Here is a 20,280-nt window from a genome sequence, read left to right on the forward strand (position 1 = left end):
TGTATATCGGTACAATTGGTGGCTGCGTTCCGTCATGGGTAGCTCCTCGTCCAACGTGTGCTACGTCAACAACAACGGCAATGCCAACTACAACTCGGCGACGAACACCTGGGTTCGCCCCCGCCCCGGATTCCCTTACTGCCAGACCGAGTAGGCCAGCGGGCCGAAAGCAGAGCGCGGAGAGGAAGGAAGGCGCGACCATCGGGCACGAGCCCGTAAATACGCACCCCGCGAGGGTGGCCGGACGCTGCTTGCATGGCGCGGCGCTCCGTGGCTTCGCCGCGTTTCATGGCCATACCTCAAGCGGCTGTCAGAGCCACATTGCAAGCCGTGCGGGGTGCCTTCTATGAACTCGGAGCAAAGGCGGGCCGCACGCCGGAAGCGCCGCGAGGAGAAGCGCGCCAGGGCCAAGGCCGAGCGCGTCAAGGCGTGCACCCTTGAGACGGTGGCCGACCTCAACAGCCTGTGCAAGGCTTCCAAGCAGGCCGCGCGTGGCGTCATGTGGAAGGCCTCGACGCAGCGGTACATGAAGGACTACCTGCGAAACGCCGTGAAATCGCGCCAAGACCTTTTGGAGGGCCGCGACATATGCCGGGGTTTCATCCGCTTCGACCTGTGGGAGCGCGGCAAGCTGCGCCACATCAGTGCAGTGCACTTCCCCGAGCGCGTGGTGCAGAAGTCGCTGTCCCAGAACGCCCTCGTGCCCGCGATAGTCCCCACGCTCGTATCCGCGAACTCCGCCAACATCAAGGGGCGCGGCACCGACTACGCCCTTAAGCTGCTCAAGCGCCACCTGGCCGACCACTGGCGGCGGCATGGGCGCGAGGGCTACATACTGCTGGGCGACTTCTCCGACTACTTCGCGCGCATTGCCCACGAGCCGGTCAAGCGGCAGGTGGCCGACGCGCTGCTCGACCCGCGCGTGGTCGCCCTTGAGCACCGCCTGATAGACGCGCAGGGCGAGGTCGGCCTGGGCCTGGGCAGCGAGCCAAACCAGATATGCGCGGTGGCGCACCCCAACCGCATCGACCACTACGTGGCCGAGATGCTGCGCCCCGAGGCCTACGGGCGCTACATGGACGACTTCTACCTGATCCACGAGTCCAAGGAGTACCTGCAAGTGTGCCTTCTGCTGATAGAGCACGAGTGCGCGAAGCTCGGCATCGCGCTGAACCCGCGCAAGACCCGCGTGGTAAAGCTGTCGCGCGGCTTCACGTGGCTGAAGAAGCGTATCTTCTACACGGAGACGGGCCACATAGTCGTGAAGCCGTGCCGAGACTCCATAACGCGGGAGCGCCGCAAGCTCAAGAAGATGGCCCGCATGGTCGCCGATGGCGTCATGACCCCCGAGCAGGTGGAGCAGAGCTACCAGAGCTGGCGCGGCGGCATGGCGCATTTGGACGCGCACCGCAGCGTGCTGGCCATGGACGCGCTGTACCGCAGTCTGTTCGAAAACCTCGCGGGGGGGTTGCTCAATGCAGCCAAACCCGGAAGGCGATTCGAGCGGAACGCCCTCGCCATAGCGGAAGGGCGGCAGCTCAAAACGGCGGCCTAGACAGGTCGGAAACGAAATAACCAGCGTATTGAGAGCGTGCTGCGGCGCGCCTTCTTTTTTGCGCGCGTTCAGGAAGCTCGGCAATCTCACGGCGCTAATACGATGGCGGCACATCCCCCGACACGAAAGGAGTCCGCATGGACACTGAGGAGAAGCGTCCCGACACCGTGGACGACGGCACGCAGGCCGAGGTGAACGCGCTGCGAAACCTGCTCTCGCAGCTGGGCGACCCCGACGCGGCCCATGAGGCGGGCGTCATCGACGACGACCTGCACATCGAGCAGAAGGCCAAGAAGATGGCCTATACGGCGGCGCTCGCCGCCTACGACAGAGGCGAGACGCCCGACGTGCCGGCGCTGCTCGGCCAGATGCGCGAGCAGGCGTCGAAGCCGACGCAGACCGAGCAGAACACGGCGAACATCGACTACCTGCTCATGACGGTTGGAGGTGACCAGTAATGCCGACGAAGAAGACCGAAGAGCATTCCGAGCACTTCGCGCTCGTCAAGAAGTACTACGACCGACCTCTTTGGAGTAAGGCGCGAGTGCATAAGGCCGTCAAGTGCAAGTGGATCACCGCCGACGAGTACAAGGAGATCACCGGCGAGGAGTACACGGCCGAATAGGCGGAAGGAGGGCGCCCAGGATGGAAGTGCTCAAACTTTTTGCGCCTTACGGACCGGCTTGGCTTGGAGGCGTGCTCCTGGCGCTCGTTGCGTTCTACTTCGGGAGACAGTTTCTCGAGGAGTACAAACGCCAAAACCAGCGGAAGGGCGAGCTCGACCTGAAACGCGAGGAGCGCAAGCAGGCCGAAGTCGACGAGAGGGCGCAGCGCGACCGCGAGCGGTCCCAAATGGAGGGGCGCATCGCCGCCCAGATGGAGCGCAGCAACACCCTGATTGAAGGAATGAAAACGCTCATGGAGTCGGTTGTCGCGTCAAATGACGTCCTTCACGCAGACTTGGTCCACAGCCAGGCGCGCAGCCAGGGCATGGCAGAGAAGGTCGACCATATCTACGACCGAGTTGACCTCATGTACAACAAGGAGACAGGGAGATAGAGATGACTGATATACAGGCAGGGCTCACGGTGCTGACCGTCCTCGTGGTGCCCTATATCGTGCAGGCTATCAAGACGAAGGCGATGACTGGCAATGTTGCCCGCTGGACGGCCATTGCAGTATCGGCGCTGTGCGGCGCATTGACGGCCATGGCCGGGGGTATGCCGACTGACCCCACGGCGTGGGTTACGTCCATCTTCGCCGCGGTAGGCGGCGTGCAGGTGGCCTACGCCGCCTTCAAGAGCGTTGGCGTTACCGACAAGTGGCTCGACGCGCTCTTGGCGCTCGGCGACGTGAAGAAGGAGGGCTAGCCATGGATGACGAGACCTTTGAAGAGCTTAACGACGGAAGGGGCGACGATGACGAAGAGTAGCCTCTGCACCTACGCCAACATCACTGGCAACCGCAACAGCGGGCGTTCGGGCAATCGCGTTTGCAAGATCACGCCGCACTACATGGCGGCCCATTGGACGGGCAGGCAGTGCGCCGACTACTTCGCAGCGACCGCGCGCCAGGCAAGCTCGAACTACTGCATCGGCTACGACGGCGACATCGCCATGAGCGTGGACGAGGGCGACCGCGCCTGGACTTCCGCTAGCAAGTGGAACGACGACCGCGCCATCACGATCGAGTGCGCGAACAACGCAGACTCCTCGCTCACCGACGCCACGTGGGCCGCGCTCGTCAACTTGTGCGCCGACATCTGCCGCCGCTACGGCTTCCGCCTCGCATACGACGGAACGCGAAACGCCACGCTCACCGAGCACCGCATGTTCTCCTCGACCGATTGCCCCGGCGCGTGGCTGCATGCCCGCATGGATCAGCTCGCATCCGAGGTGAACGCGATTCTCGACGGCGGCAGCGCCCCGACCGTCCCGCCATCGGTACCGGCAGAGCAGCCGAGCGCCACCGGCAAGGAGGGTACAGGCTTCAACGGAACCTACCGCTGCACAGTCGATTGTCTGAACGTCAGAGATGCGCCGGCGCTTTCAGGCTCCGTGGTAGCCTCCTACGGCAAGGGCGAGACAGTCAACCTCGATGACTGGTATTGCATCGCGGACGGCTACGTGTGGGGACGCTACACCAGCGACAGCGGTCATACTCGCTACATCGCCGTCGGCAAGCCCACGGGAGGCTACGACCCGAACGACTACCTCGTGCGCGTCGGCACCGCGCAGGCGCAGACCAGCAACTCGGCGGGAACGTACCGCATCTGCGTCGATGCCCTGAACGTGCGCTCCGGTGCTGGCACCGGCTACTCGACCGTCGCAACCTACCATCGCGGGGAGACTGTGACGCTCGACGGCACGTTCGCATCGGCCGACGGCTACGTTTGGGGCCGCTATACGGGCGGTTCCGGCTACAAGCGCTGGATCGCCGTAGAAACCGCCTCCGGCGAGAAGTACGCAGAGAAGGTGTAGGCGATGCCGTACCCAAGCCCTGCCGACGAAGACCGCAACGGCGGGTGCGGCCCGCTTGTGGCGGCGGTAATCCTGCTGCTCATCGTGTTTGCCGCCGCCTCGTGCGCCAGGCAGGCCATGGGGGCGCAGGACATGACGGTATCGCCCGCGCGAACCGATGGCCCGATTTACGATTTGCCGGATGGCGTGCATCAGGAAATCGTGTGCGATAAGCTCAACCGCGAGTACCTTCTGCTCACGACAGACGAGGGCGGCGTGTACCTCATGCCGTACCTCGACGAGCACGGTGACCAGGCGATTATGCCGCAAGCCTAGTGCGTGGTATCCTAAGAAGAACGATCGTCCCGAACGAGCAGATCTCGGTTCGAGAAGTTGTTCGAACGGGGCACCATTTAAACTGAAAAGCCCGTTGCCCTCGCGGTGGCGGGCTTTTTTGCTACCCATACGCCGGGATTCGAACCCGACAGGGTGCGGAGCTGAGGAAACGCGTAAGCGTTTTCCAGCGCAGCACGCAAGGAGCGGAGCGACGCAGCGAAAGCGGGCGGCGCCAGCCGCACGCGGACATCCCGCTGGGGGCACCATTTAAACTGAGAAGCCCGTTGCCCTCGCGGTAACGGGCTTTTTGCTGCCATGCGCCGGGATTCGAGCCCAACAGGGTGCGAAGCCGAGAAAATGCATCTACGCTTTGACCCTAACAAGTGATTAACTTAGTCCCTAGCAATACGATATCTGAAACGTCCGTATCGAAAAACATTGCCTGGAGACAGCTCCGTCTCCATTAGCCGTGATGTTGACAAGCTTTCTTATCAATCGCACGTCTTGAAAAATTATCCCAACTTCAAAATCGCTGTGAGTTCCGAGGGTGTCGGGAAACAGCACATTCCCTCAACTCGCACCCTGCACACAGCATAAATACCTCCAATCCGTACATCGATAAAACAGCGCCGCGTGTAGTCCAGTTCCCTGGTCTCGATTTGTAAATTTGTTGGCGAAGTCCAGGCATACGCTGCAAACAACTTGCGAACATCCCATGCGGGGGCATCGTCCCTCTCAGCTTCATGAGTCACGAAAGGAAAGAGGTCTCCAACTCCGGCCCCATCGCCCGATTTGCAAACCCAAGACTTGTAGCCGGCCCTCACGCCGTACTCACGACCATCGCGCAACAGAGACAAATCCAGCTCATTCTCATGAAATCGAATATCGATCTCTTCAAAATCCCCGAAAATACAATGATGAATGCCCTCGAGGCGTAATGAGCTCAAACGTCCGCCAGAAGCCAACCCAACTGGCACGGGAATGCTATCGAAGTCACGTTCGGAAGCCACCGTTTCCCGAACACTAGGCTCTTTGAACAATACCTTATACAGCGGATCAAGCAGCGCCTTACTTCCTGTCGTAGAACTCGAGCAAGCGATGACAAGGCCATCTGTGGGCCGTATGTAGCACAGCTGCCCAAAAAGGCCAGAGCATCTGAACCCGCCACGCCGGCACATCCAGAACTGGTATCCATAGCCATTGCTGTCTTCAGTCGCCTCAGACGGATAAAAGGGACTCGTTTCCACCTGAATCTTCGTCGCCTCGGCAACCCATTCCGCGGGAATGATCTGTTCCCCACGCCACTTGCCGCCATCCAGCAAACATTGACCAAACTTAGCCAAATCCGGTGTCGAAAGGTGAAGACCAAAACCTCCGGTCGTATGACCGGCTTGATCCTCTTCCCACCACCAATTTCTAATGCCTAACGGCGTAAACAAACGTTCAGCGAGATAATCGGATTCTTTCGTTCCACTTATGCGTTGCACGAGCATGCTCAATAAATGTGAACACAGCGAATCGTAGTGAAAGACCTCGCCCGGCTTCCAGTCAAACTCACGATGAAGAACCTCATGTGCCCAGTCGTCTCCCGCACCAATATACGAAAGGTCACTCTCCTGCCCCATCGTCATAGTCAGCAAATTGCGAACCGTCACATTGCGAAAGCGCTCATCCGCAATCTCGCCTTCATATTCCGGAAAGTATGAAATCCAGCGATCGGCCAGCGACAGCCGTCCTTCATTCACCAACATCCCAACAGCAACCGAAGTGAAGGACTTAGTCACAGAATAGAGCGGATGAACGTGTTCGAGGGCGAACGGCGCAGCCGCATGCTCGAAGACGACTTCACCATCTTGTCGGACCACGACTGAGCGGACTTCCACACCCGCGGACCTCCACGCCGCAAGGCACGCCTCGCCCATCTTATTGTCAAAGATAATATTAGGCACCCTCAACCACTGCCTCTCGAACGAAATCAGTACAAGATGAGGTCGCCCTCGACGCTTATTCAAGGACGACCTCATCTAATTGCTGGCGCGCGGGGAAATACTTGTCCCGCAGCTCCACTTCTTTGGCTACTTTGCAGCCTCTACCGCCGGCACGTCCTCCTTGTACGTCGCATACGTAAGCAGGAACGAAATCACGCTGGAAACCACGATGGCTATGATTACGTAAATCAGGTAGTTCGCGCCCATTGCACCGGACGGGTCAATGAAGCCCGGGAAGGCGCAGAAGCCGCCGCCGGTGAAGGCGAACATCTTGGTGCCAAGAGCGCCGATGATTAGGCCGCCGGGCACAGAGGCGATGCAGCTCATGATAAAAGGCTTCTTGCGCGGAAGGGTCACGCCGTAGATGCAGGGTTCGGTGATGCCGAAGAAGAAGCCCGAGATGAACGCCGGCCATGCAAGCTGCTTGAGCTTTACGTCCTTAGTCTTCAGAAGGATAGCGAGGACGGCAAGGGACTGAGCGTATGAACAAACCATGTACGGCGCCATGACAATATCCCAGCCCTGGGAGGCAATGTTCACCAGCATGAGGGCAATGACACTCCAGTGGAATCCGAAGATGACCATAGGCTGCCAAATGGCAGTAAGCACGATGCCGCCGAGCGCGCCGCCGATGACAGGCAAGCTGTAGAGGGAGTTAAACAGCAGGCTCATGAGGTTCGTGATCAGGGTGGCAATCGGGCCAATAATCAAATAGGTAGCGGGGACCATCACAACGAGCACGCACGTAGGCACAAAGAAGAACTTTACATACTCAGAGAAATGCTTGCGGCACCACTTCTCCAGCTTTGCCGCGAACCAAACAGAGATGATAATCGGAATGACAGAGCTCGTATAACCCGAAGACGGCATGATGACAGGTATGCCGAGAAAAGTCGTGTAGTAGTTCATGGCAAAGGGAGTGCCGGCAAGCACCGTTCCCAAAACATCGCCAGATGTGATGTTGACCATCGCCGGATACGTAAGTGCGATACCGAGCGTCATGCCAACGAACTCACTACAGCCAAACTTCTTTGCCGCGGTATAGCCAAGGATAATCGGCAGGAAGTAGAAGAAGCCGTCACCAGCCGCAAATAGAATCTGGTACAAGCCATCTGTCGCCGTAATCCATCCAAGGGCGACGAGAATACTCAAAACACCCTTGATCATGCCCGCGGCACACAGCACCGCAAGAATCGGCTGGATTACGCCCGAAATAGTATCGATAAGGGCACTAACAACGTTTCCTTTCTTGACGGGCTCACCATCAAGATTAACCTCGCCCAGCCCCTCGACACCAGAAGCGGCAACCGCGGCATCGTAAACATCCTCAATCACATTGATGCCGACAACAACCTGATACTGGCCATTCGCGTTGATTACTTGAATGACGCCTTTATGAGATTCAATTGCCTTAGTATCGGCCTTCGCATCGTCTCGCAGCTTGAAACGTAGACGCGTCATGCAGTGCGAGATGCTCAGGATGTTTTCCTTACCGCCGACGAGGCCAACTACGTCCTCGCCGAGCTTGCGATTTGCAAGCTCTTTGCTTTCGCTCATGGTTTTCCTCCCATGCGACCTGTCCAAGGTCGGCCGCCCGCCATCATTCGCTAAATTGATTTCCGATACTAGTGAAGTTCTGGCCAGAACTCCTTATTCGCCTCAATGAGATCGTCAAGGATCTTCTTTGCAACGGAGGCAGAGGGGACCGTCTTCGAAAGCGTCAGCGCCTGCCAAAGCTCCTGATAGGAATGGTCGACCCAAGCAGACACTGCAAGCTTTTCGACCGAGACCTGTTCCTCCATAAGTCCTTTCTGGAATTGCGGAATCTCACCTTGGCAAATTTTCTCGTAGCCGTCGCTGCCGACGATGCAGGGGATCTCGACCATAGCCGTTGGGTCAAAATTGGACACAGCCCCGTCGTTGGGAACAATCAGCGAGAAACGTTCACGGGTGTTCTCTGCCAAAGCGCGAGCGAGATCGACAATGTACTCAGCGTGGGTATCTGGCTTAAGGCCGAAACCCTCAGACGTGCCCTTTTCGATAATCTGGCGAGCGGTACCGAAGACGCGTTTCTCGCGACCCTCACGGACCTCGTCGGTACGGGTGTGGTTGGGGTCGGTGTGCTCAACCACATAGTCCGGGAAGAGATAGTACTTGAGGTAGGTGTTCGGAATGGTATTCGGATCGAGCGCGTAAACATCCTTAGCCTTACGGAACGTCTGGTCCCAAGACGCATCGACGAATTCAAGGCCAGAATCCTCGCCAGCATAACCGTTTTTAGCCATTTGGGCCTTGATAGTGGGCATAAGATCATTGCCTGCACGGTCGTGAATCTTTGTCCACCAGCCAAAGTGGTTGAGGCCGTAGTAGCCGACGACGAGGTCGTTGTGGTCCTTGAGACCACACATCTGAGCCATGATATCCATCAGGGCTATTGGCATGTCGCAAATGTTGATGATCTTTGAATCCGGGCGAAGACGGCGTGTCGCCTCAGCAACGATCGCCGCGGGGTTGGAGTAGTTGAGCATCCATGCGTTGGGACTGTATTTCTCCATGTAGTCAAGGATCTCGAGTACGCCGCCAATGGAGCGCAAGCCATAAGCAATGCCACCAGGACCGCAGGTCTCTTGGCCAAGAACGCCATAGCGCAGAGGGATCTTCTCGTCCTTATCGCGCATAGCGTACTTGCCAACGCGAATCTGGGCAAGTACAAAGTCGATGCCTGTGAAGGCCTCCTCAGGGTCGGTCGTATAGCTGAAGGTTACCTCTGGAGCATTTTCCCTGATGTAGATGGCACATGCCTTGGCAATTGTCCCCTGACGCTCGGCATCGTTGTCATAGAGCGTAATCCTATTGATGGGGAACACATCACGCTTCGCGAGAAGTGTCAGAACAACGCCCGGCGTATAAGTGCTTCCGCCTCCCGCGATAGTAACCGCATAGCTCTGTTTTGCCATTGCAAATCCTCCTGTCTAGACATGTACTTGACGACTTGAATTATAGCCACATGATTTGCTATCTGTCTAGACATGTTAAGCACACGGGTGAACGGTTGATTTATGGCGGTAAGCGGTAACTTTAAGCGCCTTCACTTCCTATAATTGGTAGAAACAGACTATCGCACCGATTTGACGCATTCCGCACCACCTCTATAAGGAGAGCATTTTGGCAAGGATCCTGTACAGTGAAATTTACCGCAGCCTTCGAGAGCGGATTGTCGAAGGTAAGCATCCCGTGGGATCGCTCCTTCCTTCCGAACAAAATCTTTCCAAAGAGTTCTCCTGCTCTCGAATGACGGTGCGCAAGGCCATCTCACTTCTCGCAAATGAAGGTCTAGTTCAGTCCATTAAAGGCAAGGGAGTCCTCGTAATCGAGACGTCACTTGCAGGCACCAGCAAAGAGGGCGCATTCACCGTAAGTGGCCTTTCTTCGTTCAGCGAATCGGCACACGCGATCGGAGCAATTCCAACGTCAAAAATCGTCTATTTCGAACACGTAAGCACCAATAAGTGTCTAGCTCAATTGACGGGATTTCCCGAAGGAGAAGACCTTACGCATTTGAAGCTCGTCCGCATGCTCGACGATAAACCGGTCGCTGTCGACCGCCACTACTTCCTAACTTCCTCCGTCCCCGGCCTAAACGAGCAGAATGCCACCCTGTCGCTCTTCCATTACATCGAGGATGAGCTAGGGCTCACCATTGCCGTGAGCAAACGAACGATAACACTCGCCCAGCCCGACACTGAGGACTGCCGGTTGCTTGACATCGATCCTTCTTCGTATCTGGCGGTCGTAACCAGCCAGACATTCGACTCAACCGGAACTCAATTTGAGTATGTCGAGGCGCGTTATATTCCGAGCATCTTCCATTTTCACGACACGGCAACGCGCACACCCCTACCCTAGCAAACGGCACGGAGCAGACTCTTCCCTAATAAATTTGTTCAACAAAAAAGCCGGGGCCCACGCGATGCAGACCCCGGCTCAATACCGTGACGATATGTCAGTTACGTTCTACACGTAGAACAGGATGTCGTCGTAGGTCGGAACCGGCCAGTAGTCGGCGGCCACGATCTCCTCCATGGCGTCCACGGCGGCGCGCAGCGTATCCATAGCGGGAACGACCTCGTGCGCGTACACATTGGCCTGTTCCTGGCCATCGAGGGCCTCGGCCTTCTGATGCACGGCGTCGAGCGCCTTGATGGAGTCGTTGATGGCGGTGATACCGTTGCAGAGCTTGTTGAGCGTGTTCTGCTCGCACTGCATGGCGGCCTCAGCACCGGCGGCACGAATAGTCTCAAGGCCCTTAGCGACCTTGGTGGCATAGGCGGTAATGACCGGGCGATAGGTACGACGCGCCTCACGAACCATCGTGGTGGCCTCGATGTTCATGAGCTTGTTGTACTTCTCGAGCTTACAGTCGTAACGGCACTGGGCCTCGGCCTTGGTCAGGACGCCCGTCTCCTCAAAGAGCGCGATAGCCTTATCGGAAACAAAGGCGGGCAGGGCGTCGGCCGTGGTCTTGTTGTTGGCAAGGCCGCGCTTCTCGGCCTCAATGGGCCACTCGTCGGAGTAACCGTCGCCGGAGAACAGGATGCGCTGGTGATCGGTCAACACCTTCTTGCAGTACTCGAGCGCGGCGTCCTGGAACTTATCCTCGGGCGTACCCTCGAGTGCGTCGGCGAAGGACTTGAGCGACTTTGCCACGGCGGCATCGAGTACCAGGTTGGAGTCGGAGACGTTCTGCTCGGAGCCGCAGGCACGGAACTCGAACTTGTTGCCGGTGAAGGCGAACGGGGAGGTGCGGTTGCGGTCGGTATTGTCCTGCATCAACTTGGGCAGGGTATCGGCGCCCAGGTCGAGCACGCCGCGCGTGGCATGGACGGAAGCCTTGCCATCGATGATCTTCTCGACGACCTCGGTAAGCTGGTCGCCCAGGAAGATGGACATAATCGCCGGAGGAGCCTCATTGGCGCCCAGACGATGATCATTGCCGGCCGAGGCAACGGAGGCACGCAGGAGCTCCTGATAGTTATCGACGGCCTCGATCACCGCGGTGAGGAAGACGATGAACTGCAGGTTGTCGAGCGGAGTGTCGCCCGGATCAAGCAGATTCTCGGACTCGGTGCCAAGCGACCAGTTGTTGTGCTTGCCCGAACCGTTGATGCCCTCGAAGGGCTTCTCGTGCAGCAGGCAGACCAAGTCGTGGCGGGAGGCGATGAGCTTCATCTTCTCCATCATGACCAGGTTCTGGTCGATGGCCTCGTTGACCTCGCCATAGACCGGTGCGAGCTCATGCTGGCAGGGAGCAACCTCGTTGTGCTTGGTCTTGGCAGGAATGCCAAGCGCCCACAGTTCATCGTCCAGGTCCTTCATATAGGCCGAGACGGTGGGGCGGATTGCGCCAAAGTAGTGCTCCTCGAGCTCCTGGCCCTTGCAGGGAGCAGCGCCAAAGAGAGTGCGACCGGTGATGACCAGGTCCCTGCGCTTGCGGTAAGCGTCCTTCTTGATCAGGAAGTACTCCTGCTCATCGCCCACGGAAGGAACGACCTTCCTGGGGGTCTTGCCAAACAGCGCCAAAACGCGCTTGGACTCACGCGAGAGCGCGGTCATGGAGCGCAGCAGCGGGGTCTTCTTGTCCAGGGCCTCGCCCGTGTAGGAGCAGAAAGCTGTGGGGATGCACAGGACATCGTCCTTAATGAATGCGGGGCTGGTGGGATCCCAAGCGGTGTAGCCACGGGCCTCGAAGGTGGCACGCAGGCCGCCGTTGGGGAAACTGGAGGCGTCCGGCTCGCCCTGGATGAGGTTCTTGCCCGTAAACTTGGTAATGGCGGTGCCGTCGTGGTTGGGCTCGAGGAAGCTGTCGTGCTTCTCGGAAGTAATGCCCGAAAGCGGCTGGAACCAGTGCGCGTAGTGCGTCGCGCCCTTGGAGATGGCCCAGACCTTCATGGCGTGGGCAACGGCGTTGGCCACATCCAGGTCGAGCGGCTCACCGTCCTCGAGGGTTGCAGCAAGGCGCTTCCAAATGTCCTTGGGGAGGTAGTCCTTCATGACTTCCTCAGAGAACACCATGGTCCCGAAGCGGTCAGTAAGTTCGGCCATACGGAACTCCCTTCGTATCGGCACCGCGTGAGAAGCGGTGTTGATTACTAACGAACGAGTCATAGATTAGGCTCGTCGTGTTTCCGCAACATTACCGTTATGTTGCTGTCACGAAACCAATCAATGAGGTTACCGCATCGCAGCGGTATTGCCACCCTCAACAGCCAACGAACTGCATAAATTGCAGACCTCCCCGCATGGTTTAAGAGTAGTCAATCTGGGATGGGGCTCTATTAACTGGTATTTTGCATCAGATACCATTCAATATAGCCCTTTCCTACATTGACCGCTCTGCTATAGGCAATGCCGATAGCGTGGCATCTTTGATTGGTATCCCTAAATCGCGAGTAAAACTCCACCGTGGCACAGCGGTGCTGTAGAATCCTTACAACACATCGCACTAAATATTTAAAGGAGCACGATATGCGCGTCGACGAGGTTTTTAAGCAGGCAGCATCCCAGGGCACTGCACCCGTTTCGTTTGAAATGTTCCCGCCCAAGGGTGAGCTTACCCTCGATACGGCTCGCGAGGTGGCAGGCAACCTGTGCAAGCTTTCACCGAGCTTTGTCTCGGTCACTTGTTCCGCTGGCGGCTCGGGTAACGGTGCCACCACCGCCCCCATCGCGCATATGATTACGAGCGAATTCGATACGCCCTCGGTAGCGCACCTCACCTGCGTTGGCCGCACACATGCCGATATCGCCGCCAAGATTGACGAGTATCGCTCGGCCGGCGTGGAAAACGTGCTGGCCCTGCGCGGCGACCTGCCCGCTGGCGCGACCGAGGACGACAAGCCCGCCTCCGACTACGCCTACGCCCGTGACCTCATCCCCGAGCTCGTCGACGCCGGCTTTTGCGTGGGCGCCGCAGCCTACCCCGAGGGCCACATTGCCTGCGAGGATCTCAACCTCTCGGTCGAGCACCTCAAGCAAAAACAGGACGCCGGCGCGAGCTTCTTTGTGACGCAGCTCTTCTTTGACAACGAGTGCTTCTACCGCTTCCGCGAGCTTGCCGACAAGGCGGGCATCACGGTGCCCATCACCGCGGGCATCATGCCGTTTATGGGCAAGTCCCAGATCAGCCGCATGGTCTTTATGTGCGGCGCGTCGCTGCCCTCCCCCGTCATCAAGATTCTCGCCAAGTACGAGAACGACCCCGAGAGCCTGCAGGCAGCCGGTGTAGATTATGCCGCCCGTCAGCTTTGCGACCTTAAGGAGCACGGTGCCGCCGGTCTGCACCTGTACACTATGAATCGTCCTGCGATCGCCGCGACCATTATGGAGCGCCTGGGGTAGTGGAAAAACCGCACATCGATACAACCGCTGTCGAAGTGCCGGCCGACCTTGCGTCGCCGGCGCTTTACCGTGTCGATGCTGCGCACCATCCCCGTGTCGACCGTGCCGAGATGCTGCGGTATCTGGGCTACGGCGGCCAGCAGATTGAGCCCGAGCTGTCACGACGTATTGAGCTTGTGGTCGAGCGCCTTGAGCTGGACATTGAGCCCCGCGGCGTGCGGCGCGTGTTTACCGTCGATGCCACGGGCGTGGACGAGCAGGGAGAGCCTTGCATCCGTCTGGTTGGCACCAACGTTGAGCTGCGCGGTCGCGACATCTATCGACATCTCAAGGACGCCCGCATGGCCGCGCTCATGGCATGCACCCTCGGCATGGACGCCGAGCGTCGTCTGCGCACCACGGGAGCTCAGCAGCCCCTAGAGGGAGCCGTGCTCGACGCCGCATGCTCTGCCTATGTAGAAGCCGCCGTTGAGCAAATGGACCAGCAGGTCAAGACGGACGCCGCCGTTCATGGGCTCGCCGGCAACTGGCGCTTTAGTCCCGGCTATGGCGACTGCCCGCTCTCGGCCCAGCGCTCGATCGTGAATGCGCTCAACGCCACGCGGCTCATCGGGCTTACCGTCACGCCCACCAGCCTGCTCATGCCCACCAAGAGCGTGACCGCGGTGATTGGTCTGTTTGACGGCGAAGTCCACGACGCCCAGAGCCGCCCCACCTGCAATATCTGCCGCATGCGCGAGCACTGTCGCTTCCGTGCCGCCCACACCACCTGCTATTCCAGCCATTAGGAGCCCTCGATGTTTACTCCGCTTATCACTCATGATCTGGACGGTGCTGCGCTGGCGGCACCTGTCAATGCCGCGCGCTGCAACGGCGCCGCGTACAAGACGCGCACGATCGACGATCTGCGCATTAAGGACGATCGCCTGCGTGCGGCCATCGAGGGCACGGGGCACTTGCTGTTCGACGGCGGCATGGGCACCATGTTGCAGGCCGCTGGTATGAAGGCAGGCGCCCTGCCCGAGCTCTTCAACTTTGAGGAGCCCCAGGTCATTACCGACATTCAGCGACAGTACGTCGAGGCCGGCTGCGACGTGATCACCGCCAACACCTTTGGCGCCAACGCCCACAAGCTCGACGGTACCGCCACCGTGGCAGATGTCTTTGCCGCCGCTGTCGCCTGCGCCCGCGCAGCCGGTGCCCACTACATCGCCGGCGATATCGGCCCCATCGGCGCGCTGCTGCGCCCCTTGGGTACCCTCAGCTTCGACGAGGCCTACGACCTCTTTGCCGAGGAAGTGCGCGCCGGCGTCGATGCGGGCGTGGACCTCTTTATTATCGAGACCATGACCGACCTTGCCGAGATCAAGGCGGCCGTCCTCGCCTGCCGAGAGAACTCCGACCTGCCCGTCTTTGCCACCATGACCTTTGAGGAAGACGGTCGCACGTTCCTGGGCACGAGTCCCGAGGTGGCCGCCATCACGCTCGACGCCATCGGCGCCGACGTTTTGGGCATCAACTGCAGCCAGGGACCGGCCGAGCTCCGAGGGCTCGCCGCACGTATGCTCACCGTTACGGACAAACCCGTTATGGTGCAGGCCAATGCGGGACTGCCCCACGTGGACGACGACGGTAATACCGTCTTTGACATCCAGGCCCCCGAATACGCCGAGGCCGTCGCCGGCATGATTGAGGACGGCGTGAGCGTCGTGGGCGGCTGCTGCGGCACCACGCCGGCGCACATGGCCGCCTTGCGCACGCTTATCGATAACCACACGCCCAGTCCGCGCCACCGCAAGCCCAGCATGTCGGTCACAAGCGCCCAGACCGTGGTGGACCTCCCCTGCGACGGCCACAAGATTGCCGTCATCGGCGAGCGCATCAATCCCACCGGCAAAAAGCGCCTGCAGCAGGCCCTGCGCGACGGCGACCTGGACTACGTCGTGAGCCAGGGCATCAGCCAGCAAGAACAGGGCGCCGACATCCTGGACGTCAACGTGGGTCTGCCCGAGATCGACGAGGTCAAGGTCATCCAGCAAGCGACCGAGCAGCTCCAAGGCTCCACGCTGCTGCCGCTGCAGATCGACTCCACCGACCCCGCCGCCGTCGAGGCCGCCGTACGTCGCTACGCCGGCAAGCCCATCATCAACTCGGTCAATGGCAAGCAGCAGATCATGGATGAGATCTTTCCGCTGGTCGCCCACTATGGAACCAACGTCGTCGGCCTTACGCTCGACGAAGGCGGCATCCCCGATACCGCCGAGGCCCGCTTTGCCATCGCCGAACGCATCGTGGCCGAGGCCGCCCGCTACGGCATCGGCCCGGACCGTATCCTCATCGACTGCCTGGTCATGACCGCCTCGACCAATCAACGCCAGGCCGAGCAGATCCTACGCGCCATGTCCCTGTGCAAGGAGCGTCTGGGCGTCAAATGCGCGCTCGGCGTGTCGAACATCAGCTTTGGCCTGCCCGCTCGCCCGCTGCTGGGTTCGGTCTTTTTGGCCGCCGCCTTTGGCGCGGGTCTGGACGCCCCCATCATGAACCCGGGCTCCAAGCGCTTTATGGACACCGTCTACAGCTATCGTGTCCTGAGCGTTGAGGACGAGGGCTCGACCGGATACATCGAGCGCTATGCCGGCTGGACCGATCCGTACAAGATCGCCGCCAACCCGGCAGCGGCTCAGGCCGCATCGAGTGATGCCGCGCCTGCTGCTGGCACCGCCGGCACTGACGGCAACGACGACCCGATTCGTCGAATGGTCGTCTCGGGCCGCAAAGGCGAGATCGCTGCCGAGACCGAGCGTCTGCTGACAGACCACGACGCTATGGACCTCATCAACAATCACTTTATCCCCGCTCTCGACGAGGTTGGCGTCCTCTTTGACCAGGGAAAATTCTTCTTGCCGCAGCTCATGGCCTCGGCCGAAGCCGCACGCGTGGGCTTCGACACCATCAAGCGCCTGATGCCCGCCGGCGAGATCGCCGACAAGGGCAAGATCTGCGTGGCCACCGTCAAGGGCGACATTCACGATATTGGCAAGAACATCGTCAAAATGTTGCTCGACAACTACGGCTACACCGTCTTTGACCTGGGCCGCGACGTCGATCCGCAGGAGGTACTCAAGACCGTCAAGGAGCGCGATATCAAACTCGTCGGCCTCTCGGCGCTTATGACCACCACGGTCGTCGCCATGGAGGAGACCATCAAGCTGCTCCATGCCGAGGTGCCAGGCGTCAAGATCATCGTAGGTGGCGCCGTGCTCACCCCCGAATACGCCAAGCAGATTGGCGCGGACTACTACGCCAAGGACGCCGCCGAGAGCGCTCGTATCGCCGAAGAGGTCTTTGGGAAGTAACACAACGGAAACAACCGAGCACCAAAACGTGCCGCACGCGCCACTTGGCACGTGCGGCACGTTAGAATAGACAAGACTATGCTCGTTTTGGCAGATAGGAGCGCAAGGATGGCGATCACGCCCGCAGAAATCGCGGAAACCCGCGGCATGGTTGAGGAACAGAACCTCGACATCAGGACCATCACCATGGGTGTTTCGCTCATGGGTTGCGGTGACGAGAACCTCGACCGCATGTGCACGAAGATCTACGACCACGTGACGCACACGGCTGAGCATCTGGTCGAGACCGCCGAGAACCTCGAGCGCGAGTACGGTATCCCCATCGTCAACAAGCGCGTTTCCGTCACCCCGGTGGCGCAGATCGCCGCATGCTGCAAGGATGAGGACCTCACCCCCATCGCGCATGCCCTCGACCGCGCGGCCGAGACGCTCGGCATCGATTACCTTGGTGGCTTCTCCGCGCTCGTCCAGAAGGGCATCGGCGACGCCGACCGCCGCGTCATCCAGTCCATCCCCCAGGCGCTCGCTACCACCAGCCGCGTCTGCTCCAGCGTCAACGTCGCCAGCCTGCGCGCCGGCATCAACATGGACGCCGTGCTTATGGCGGCTCAGACCATCATCGATGCCGCTAAACTCACGGCCGACCAGGATTCCGTCGGCGCTTCCAAGTTTGTCTGCTTTGCCAACATGGTCGAGGACTCCCCGTTTATGGCGGGCGCCGTCCACGGCGGTGGCGAGGCCGACGCCGTCATCAACGTAGGCGTCTCGGGCCCCGGCGTTATGGCCGCTGCCCTGGAGAAGCTGCCCGATTCCGCATCGATGATGGAAGTCGCCGAAAAGATTAAGCAGACCGCCTTTAAGATCACCCGTGCCGGCGAGCTCATGAGCCGCGAGGCCGCCCATCGCCTGGGTGTCGAGAAGGGCATTGTCGACCTGTCGCTGGCTCCCACGCCTGCCATCGGCGACTCCGTCGCGCGCATCCTCGAGATCATCGGCGTGGGCACCTGCGGTGGCCCGGGCACGACCTGCGCGCTCGCCATGCTCAACGATGCCGTCAAGAAGGGCGGCGTCATGGCCAGCTCCAGCGTGGGCGGCCTCTCGGGCGCTTTCATCCCCGTGTCCGAGGACGCCGGCATGATCGCCGCCGTCGAGGCCGGTGCGCTTTCGCTCGAGAAGCTCGAGGCCATGACCTGCGTGTGCTCCGTTGGCCTGGACATGATCGCCATCCCCGGCGACACCCCGGTCGAGACCATCGCCGGCATCATCGCCGACGAGATGGCCATCGGCGTCATCAACAACAAGACCACGGCCGTCCGCGTGATTCCCGCCATCGGCAAGGGCGTGGGTGACTGCGTCGAGTACGGCGGCCTGTTCGGCCGTGCGCCCATCATGCCGGTGAACCCCAACGCCGGCACCGTGCTTGCCCATCGCGGTGGACGCTTCCCGGCGCCGCTGAACTCGCTGAAGAACTAGCTGAGGGGGACTGGCGAGGAGCCCCGGGGAGGGCAAATATATAAGGTCGCCTGCTCGGACAGTCCTGGCTCGCACGGAGAGCACATTAAGTGCTCTCCGGCTCGTGCGGAACTCGCGATCGACCTTATATATTTGCCCTCCCCGGGGCTCCCGCACAACGGGACCTCAGTTGGGTTCTATCCCGGTTGCAGTTGCTTCGCTCCTGCACCACTTGGCTGGTGCAGCGGTTTGGCGTTGGAGCGGTTCTTTTTCTGATATATGCTGGTTGCGGCTCTTCTTTTGGGAGGAGTCGCTTTTTTGTTGCTAGGAGGTTGGCCCGTGGTTGATGGGGAGATTCGTTCTGATCTGCTTTCTGCGGATTGGAATGGCGAATGGATACGTCTGCAAGCTGATCGGCGGCGGGCTGATGATTCTTTTGAATGGGATAAGCGGGCTCGGCATTTTCGGCCGTTGGAAACTGCCCCGTATGCTCGGGACTTTATGAAGCTGTTGGCGTTAAAGCCTGGTGAATCCGTGCTGGATATGGGGTGTGGGGCTGGGTCGATTGCTATTCCGCTTGCTCAGGCTGGGCATCCTGTGATTGCTGCTGACTTCTCCCCTGCTATGTTGGGCACGCTTGATGCTGGTATTGAGTACTATGGGCTCGAGGATCGCATTACGCCGCTTGAGCTTGCTTGGGATGATGATTGGGGTTTGGTTGGACCGGTCGCGAAAGCGGCGGATGTTGCCTTTGCCAGTCGGTCGGTTACGACGACCGATCTAAAAGGTGCGCTTGCCAAGCTCGACCGTACGGCTCGTCGGCGTTGTGCTGTCACGATGGTTGCCAACTCCAGCCCGCGCTATGATCTGCACTTGATGAACGCTATCGGTGCCTCGGTTACCTGCAGTAATGGCTTTGTGTACGCCTTCAACATCCTCATTCAGATGGGTGCCCTGCCGCAGGTCACGTACTTTGAATCGCCGCGTCGCGATACCTTCGACAGCCTTGAAGCGGGCGTGGCAGACTTTTCCCGCATGCTTGAGCATGGCAACGAGGATAAGGTCGACCGTCTGCGCGACTACATCGCCCAACACATGATCGAGAATCCCCATGCCGGTGAGCCGGGCTCCAAGGGCGTGCCGCAGGGGCGCTATATGCTCGACCATATCCGTAAGGTTCGCTGGGCGTTTATTGCATGGGAACCGGTCTCTGAATCCCGCTCGTAGCCCGTTCACAGCCCGCACTGCCCATCACCTCGGCATCCGCATTCTTTTTGAACTGGGCAAACACGCTCCACACCGCGCCGTTCCTGCGCTATCGTGGGACAGCTCACGTAGATTAAGGCCCCGTCGCGGGGCGCCCCATACATAGAAAGCGAGAACCCATGGCACTGACAGGAGCCCAGGTCAAGCAGCTTCGCAGCATGGCCCATCACCTCAACCCCGCCATCATCATCGGCAAGTCCGATGTCAACGAGGGCACCGTCGAGCAGACGGTCGCCTACCTGGAAAAGCATGAGCTCGTTAAGTGCTCCGTGCTCGATGGCTCCAGTCTTTCCGCCCGCGAAGCCGCCGAAGAGCTCGCCGAGCGCTGCCACGCCGAGGTCGTCCAGGTCATCGGCCGCAAGTTCTCGCTGTATCGCGAGTCCTCGCGCAAGGATATCGAGAAGATCAAGCTCGTCTAAGAGCCAATGATCCGGCGAGTCAACACATAGCAAGCTTACGGGTGCCCAAGT

General features: G+C 59.7%; 18 protein-coding genes and 1 pseudogene. 15 read left to right on the forward strand and 4 right to left on the reverse strand.

The features are described from left to right. Positions 1-16 precede the first annotated feature (16 nt). From I2H81_RS10375 to I2H81_RS03550, 8 genes and pseudogenes are all read left to right on the forward strand, one after another. Positions 17-154: pseudogene (locus I2H81_RS10375) on the forward strand (DUF6273 domain-containing protein); the annotation flags it as partial. A gap of 192 nt (positions 155-346) precedes the next feature. Continuing rightward, a complete protein-coding gene (locus tag I2H81_RS03520; RefSeq protein ID WP_195644565.1) occupies positions 347-1,555 on the forward strand; it encodes an RNA-directed DNA polymerase in 1,209 nt (402 codons plus the stop codon). Between the two features lie 137 nt (positions 1,556-1,692). Further along, complete coding sequence (locus tag I2H81_RS03525) at positions 1,693-2,013, forward strand: hypothetical protein (protein WP_195644566.1); 321 nt, start codon at positions 1,693-1,695, stop codon at positions 2,011-2,013. Then, complete coding sequence (locus I2H81_RS03530) at positions 2,013-2,180, forward strand: XkdX family protein (RefSeq protein WP_195644567.1); 168 nt, start codon at positions 2,013-2,015, stop codon at positions 2,178-2,180. Before I2H81_RS03525 ends, I2H81_RS03530 begins: the two co-directional genes overlap by 1 nt. A gap of 20 nt (positions 2,181-2,200) precedes the next feature. Then, complete coding sequence (locus tag I2H81_RS03535) at positions 2,201-2,614, forward strand: hypothetical protein (protein ID WP_195644568.1); 414 nt, start codon at positions 2,201-2,203, stop codon at positions 2,612-2,614. Positions 2,615-2,616: 2 nt separating this feature from the next. After that, the gene (locus I2H81_RS03540; protein WP_195644569.1) at positions 2,617-2,925 is read left to right on the forward strand and encodes a hypothetical protein; all 309 of its coding nucleotides are present in this window, start codon (positions 2,617-2,619) and stop codon (positions 2,923-2,925) included. Positions 2,926-2,973: 48 nt separating this feature from the next. Next, the gene (locus I2H81_RS03545; RefSeq protein ID WP_195644570.1) at positions 2,974-4,035 is read left to right on the forward strand and encodes an N-acetylmuramoyl-L-alanine amidase; all 1,062 of its coding nucleotides are present in this window, start codon (positions 2,974-2,976) and stop codon (positions 4,033-4,035) included. Between the two features lie 3 nt (positions 4,036-4,038). Beyond that, the gene (locus I2H81_RS03550) at positions 4,039-4,350 is read left to right on the forward strand and encodes a hypothetical protein (RefSeq protein WP_195644571.1); all 312 of its coding nucleotides are present in this window, start codon (positions 4,039-4,041) and stop codon (positions 4,348-4,350) included. Between the two features lie 512 nt (positions 4,351-4,862). Here the strand turns inward: I2H81_RS03550 and I2H81_RS03555 are convergent. The 3 genes from I2H81_RS03555 to I2H81_RS03565 form a co-directional block, all read right to left on the reverse strand. Then, positions 4,863-6,233: a serine hydrolase domain-containing protein gene (locus tag I2H81_RS03555; protein ID WP_195644572.1), complete on the reverse strand. Its 1,371-nt coding sequence runs from the start codon at positions 6,231-6,233 to the stop codon at positions 4,863-4,865. Positions 6,234-6,425: 192 nt separating this feature from the next. Further along, entirely contained in the window at positions 6,426-7,895 is a 1,470-nt protein-coding gene (locus I2H81_RS03560; protein WP_195644573.1) for a PTS transporter subunit EIIC, read from the reverse strand. 68 nt (positions 7,896-7,963) lie between these two features. Continuing rightward, positions 7,964-9,295 (reverse strand): 6-phospho-alpha-glucosidase, encoded by a 1,332-nt coding sequence (locus I2H81_RS03565; RefSeq protein ID WP_099432703.1) that lies wholly within the window; start codon positions 9,293-9,295, stop codon positions 7,964-7,966. A gap of 208 nt (positions 9,296-9,503) precedes the next feature. Between I2H81_RS03565 and I2H81_RS03570 the strand changes: the two genes are divergently transcribed. Continuing rightward, positions 9,504-10,244, forward strand: a complete 741-nt coding sequence (locus I2H81_RS03570; protein ID WP_195644574.1) for a GntR family transcriptional regulator — start codon at positions 9,504-9,506, stop codon at positions 10,242-10,244. A 108-nt stretch (positions 10,245-10,352) separates the two neighbouring features. On the opposite strand, the gene I2H81_RS03575 is transcribed toward I2H81_RS03570, so the two are convergent. Then, the gene (locus I2H81_RS03575; protein ID WP_195644575.1) at positions 10,353-12,440 is read right to left on the reverse strand and encodes a glutamine synthetase III family protein; all 2,088 of its coding nucleotides are present in this window, start codon (positions 12,438-12,440) and stop codon (positions 10,353-10,355) included. A gap of 423 nt (positions 12,441-12,863) precedes the next feature. On the opposite strand from I2H81_RS03575, the gene I2H81_RS03580 reads away from it, so the two are divergent. The 6 genes from I2H81_RS03580 (at position 12,864) to I2H81_RS03605 (ending at position 20,229) form a co-directional block, all read left to right on the forward strand. Next, positions 12,864-13,736 (forward strand): methylenetetrahydrofolate reductase, encoded by an 873-nt coding sequence (locus I2H81_RS03580; RefSeq protein ID WP_195644576.1) that lies wholly within the window; start codon positions 12,864-12,866, stop codon positions 13,734-13,736. After that, positions 13,736-14,524, forward strand: a complete 789-nt coding sequence (locus tag I2H81_RS03585; protein ID WP_089573171.1) for a hypothetical protein — start codon at positions 13,736-13,738, stop codon at positions 14,522-14,524. The genes I2H81_RS03580 and I2H81_RS03585 overlap by 1 nt, the downstream gene beginning before the upstream one ends. Before the next feature lie 9 nt (positions 14,525-14,533). Then, positions 14,534-17,092, forward strand: a complete 2,559-nt coding sequence (locus I2H81_RS03590) for a homocysteine S-methyltransferase family protein (RefSeq protein WP_195644577.1) — start codon at positions 14,534-14,536, stop codon at positions 17,090-17,092. A gap of 108 nt (positions 17,093-17,200) precedes the next feature. Continuing rightward, on the forward strand, positions 17,201-18,565 hold the full coding sequence (locus I2H81_RS03595; protein WP_117817135.1) for a PFL family protein: 1,365 nt from the start codon (positions 17,201-17,203) through the stop codon (positions 18,563-18,565). Between the two features lie 522 nt (positions 18,566-19,087). Then, the gene (locus tag I2H81_RS03600; protein WP_229108057.1) at positions 19,088-19,771 is read left to right on the forward strand and encodes a hypothetical protein; all 684 of its coding nucleotides are present in this window, start codon (positions 19,088-19,090) and stop codon (positions 19,769-19,771) included. A gap of 158 nt (positions 19,772-19,929) precedes the next feature. Further along, the gene (locus I2H81_RS03605) at positions 19,930-20,229 is read left to right on the forward strand and encodes a YhbY family RNA-binding protein (protein ID WP_006234690.1); all 300 of its coding nucleotides are present in this window, start codon (positions 19,930-19,932) and stop codon (positions 20,227-20,229) included. Positions 20,230-20,280: the final 51 nt, after the last annotated feature.

The organism is Collinsella aerofaciens (assembly GCF_015561195.1).
GTDB classification, from domain to species: domain Bacteria; phylum Actinomycetota; class Coriobacteriia; order Coriobacteriales; family Coriobacteriaceae; genus Collinsella; species Collinsella aerofaciens_AC.

Excerpts from the sequence above, each read along its gene's own strand:
- I2H81_RS03520 (WP_195644565.1), top strand. The coding sequence starts at position 347 with ATGAACTCGGAGCAAAGGCGGGCCGCACGCCGGAAGCGCCGCGAGGAG.
- I2H81_RS03525 (WP_195644566.1), top strand. The coding sequence starts at position 1,693 with ATGGACACTGAGGAGAAGCGTCCCGACACCGTGGACGACGGCACGCAG.
- I2H81_RS03530 (WP_195644567.1), top strand. The coding sequence starts at position 2,013 with ATGCCGACGAAGAAGACCGAAGAGCATTCCGAGCACTTCGCGCTCGTC.
- I2H81_RS03535 (WP_195644568.1), top strand. The coding sequence starts at position 2,201 with ATGGAAGTGCTCAAACTTTTTGCGCCTTACGGACCGGCTTGGCTTGGA.
- I2H81_RS03540 (WP_195644569.1), top strand. The coding sequence starts at position 2,617 with ATGACTGATATACAGGCAGGGCTCACGGTGCTGACCGTCCTCGTGGTG.
- I2H81_RS03545 (WP_195644570.1), top strand. The coding sequence starts at position 2,974 with ATGACGAAGAGTAGCCTCTGCACCTACGCCAACATCACTGGCAACCGC.
- I2H81_RS03550 (WP_195644571.1), top strand. The coding sequence starts at position 4,039 with ATGCCGTACCCAAGCCCTGCCGACGAAGACCGCAACGGCGGGTGCGGC.
- I2H81_RS03560 (WP_195644573.1), bottom strand. The coding sequence starts at position 7,895 with ATGAGCGAAAGCAAAGAGCTTGCAAATCGCAAGCTCGGCGAGGACGTA.
- I2H81_RS03565 (WP_099432703.1), bottom strand. The coding sequence starts at position 9,295 with ATGGCAAAACAGAGCTATGCGGTTACTATCGCGGGAGGCGGAAGCACT.
- I2H81_RS03575 (WP_195644575.1), bottom strand. The coding sequence starts at position 12,440 with ATGGCCGAACTTACTGACCGCTTCGGGACCATGGTGTTCTCTGAGGAA.
- I2H81_RS03580 (WP_195644576.1), top strand. The coding sequence starts at position 12,864 with ATGCGCGTCGACGAGGTTTTTAAGCAGGCAGCATCCCAGGGCACTGCA.
- I2H81_RS03590 (WP_195644577.1), top strand. The coding sequence starts at position 14,534 with ATGTTTACTCCGCTTATCACTCATGATCTGGACGGTGCTGCGCTGGCG.
- I2H81_RS03595 (WP_117817135.1), top strand. The coding sequence starts at position 17,201 with ATGGCGATCACGCCCGCAGAAATCGCGGAAACCCGCGGCATGGTTGAG.
- I2H81_RS03600 (WP_229108057.1), top strand. The coding sequence starts at position 19,088 with ATGGGGTGTGGGGCTGGGTCGATTGCTATTCCGCTTGCTCAGGCTGGG.
- I2H81_RS03605 (WP_006234690.1), top strand. The coding sequence starts at position 19,930 with ATGGCACTGACAGGAGCCCAGGTCAAGCAGCTTCGCAGCATGGCCCAT.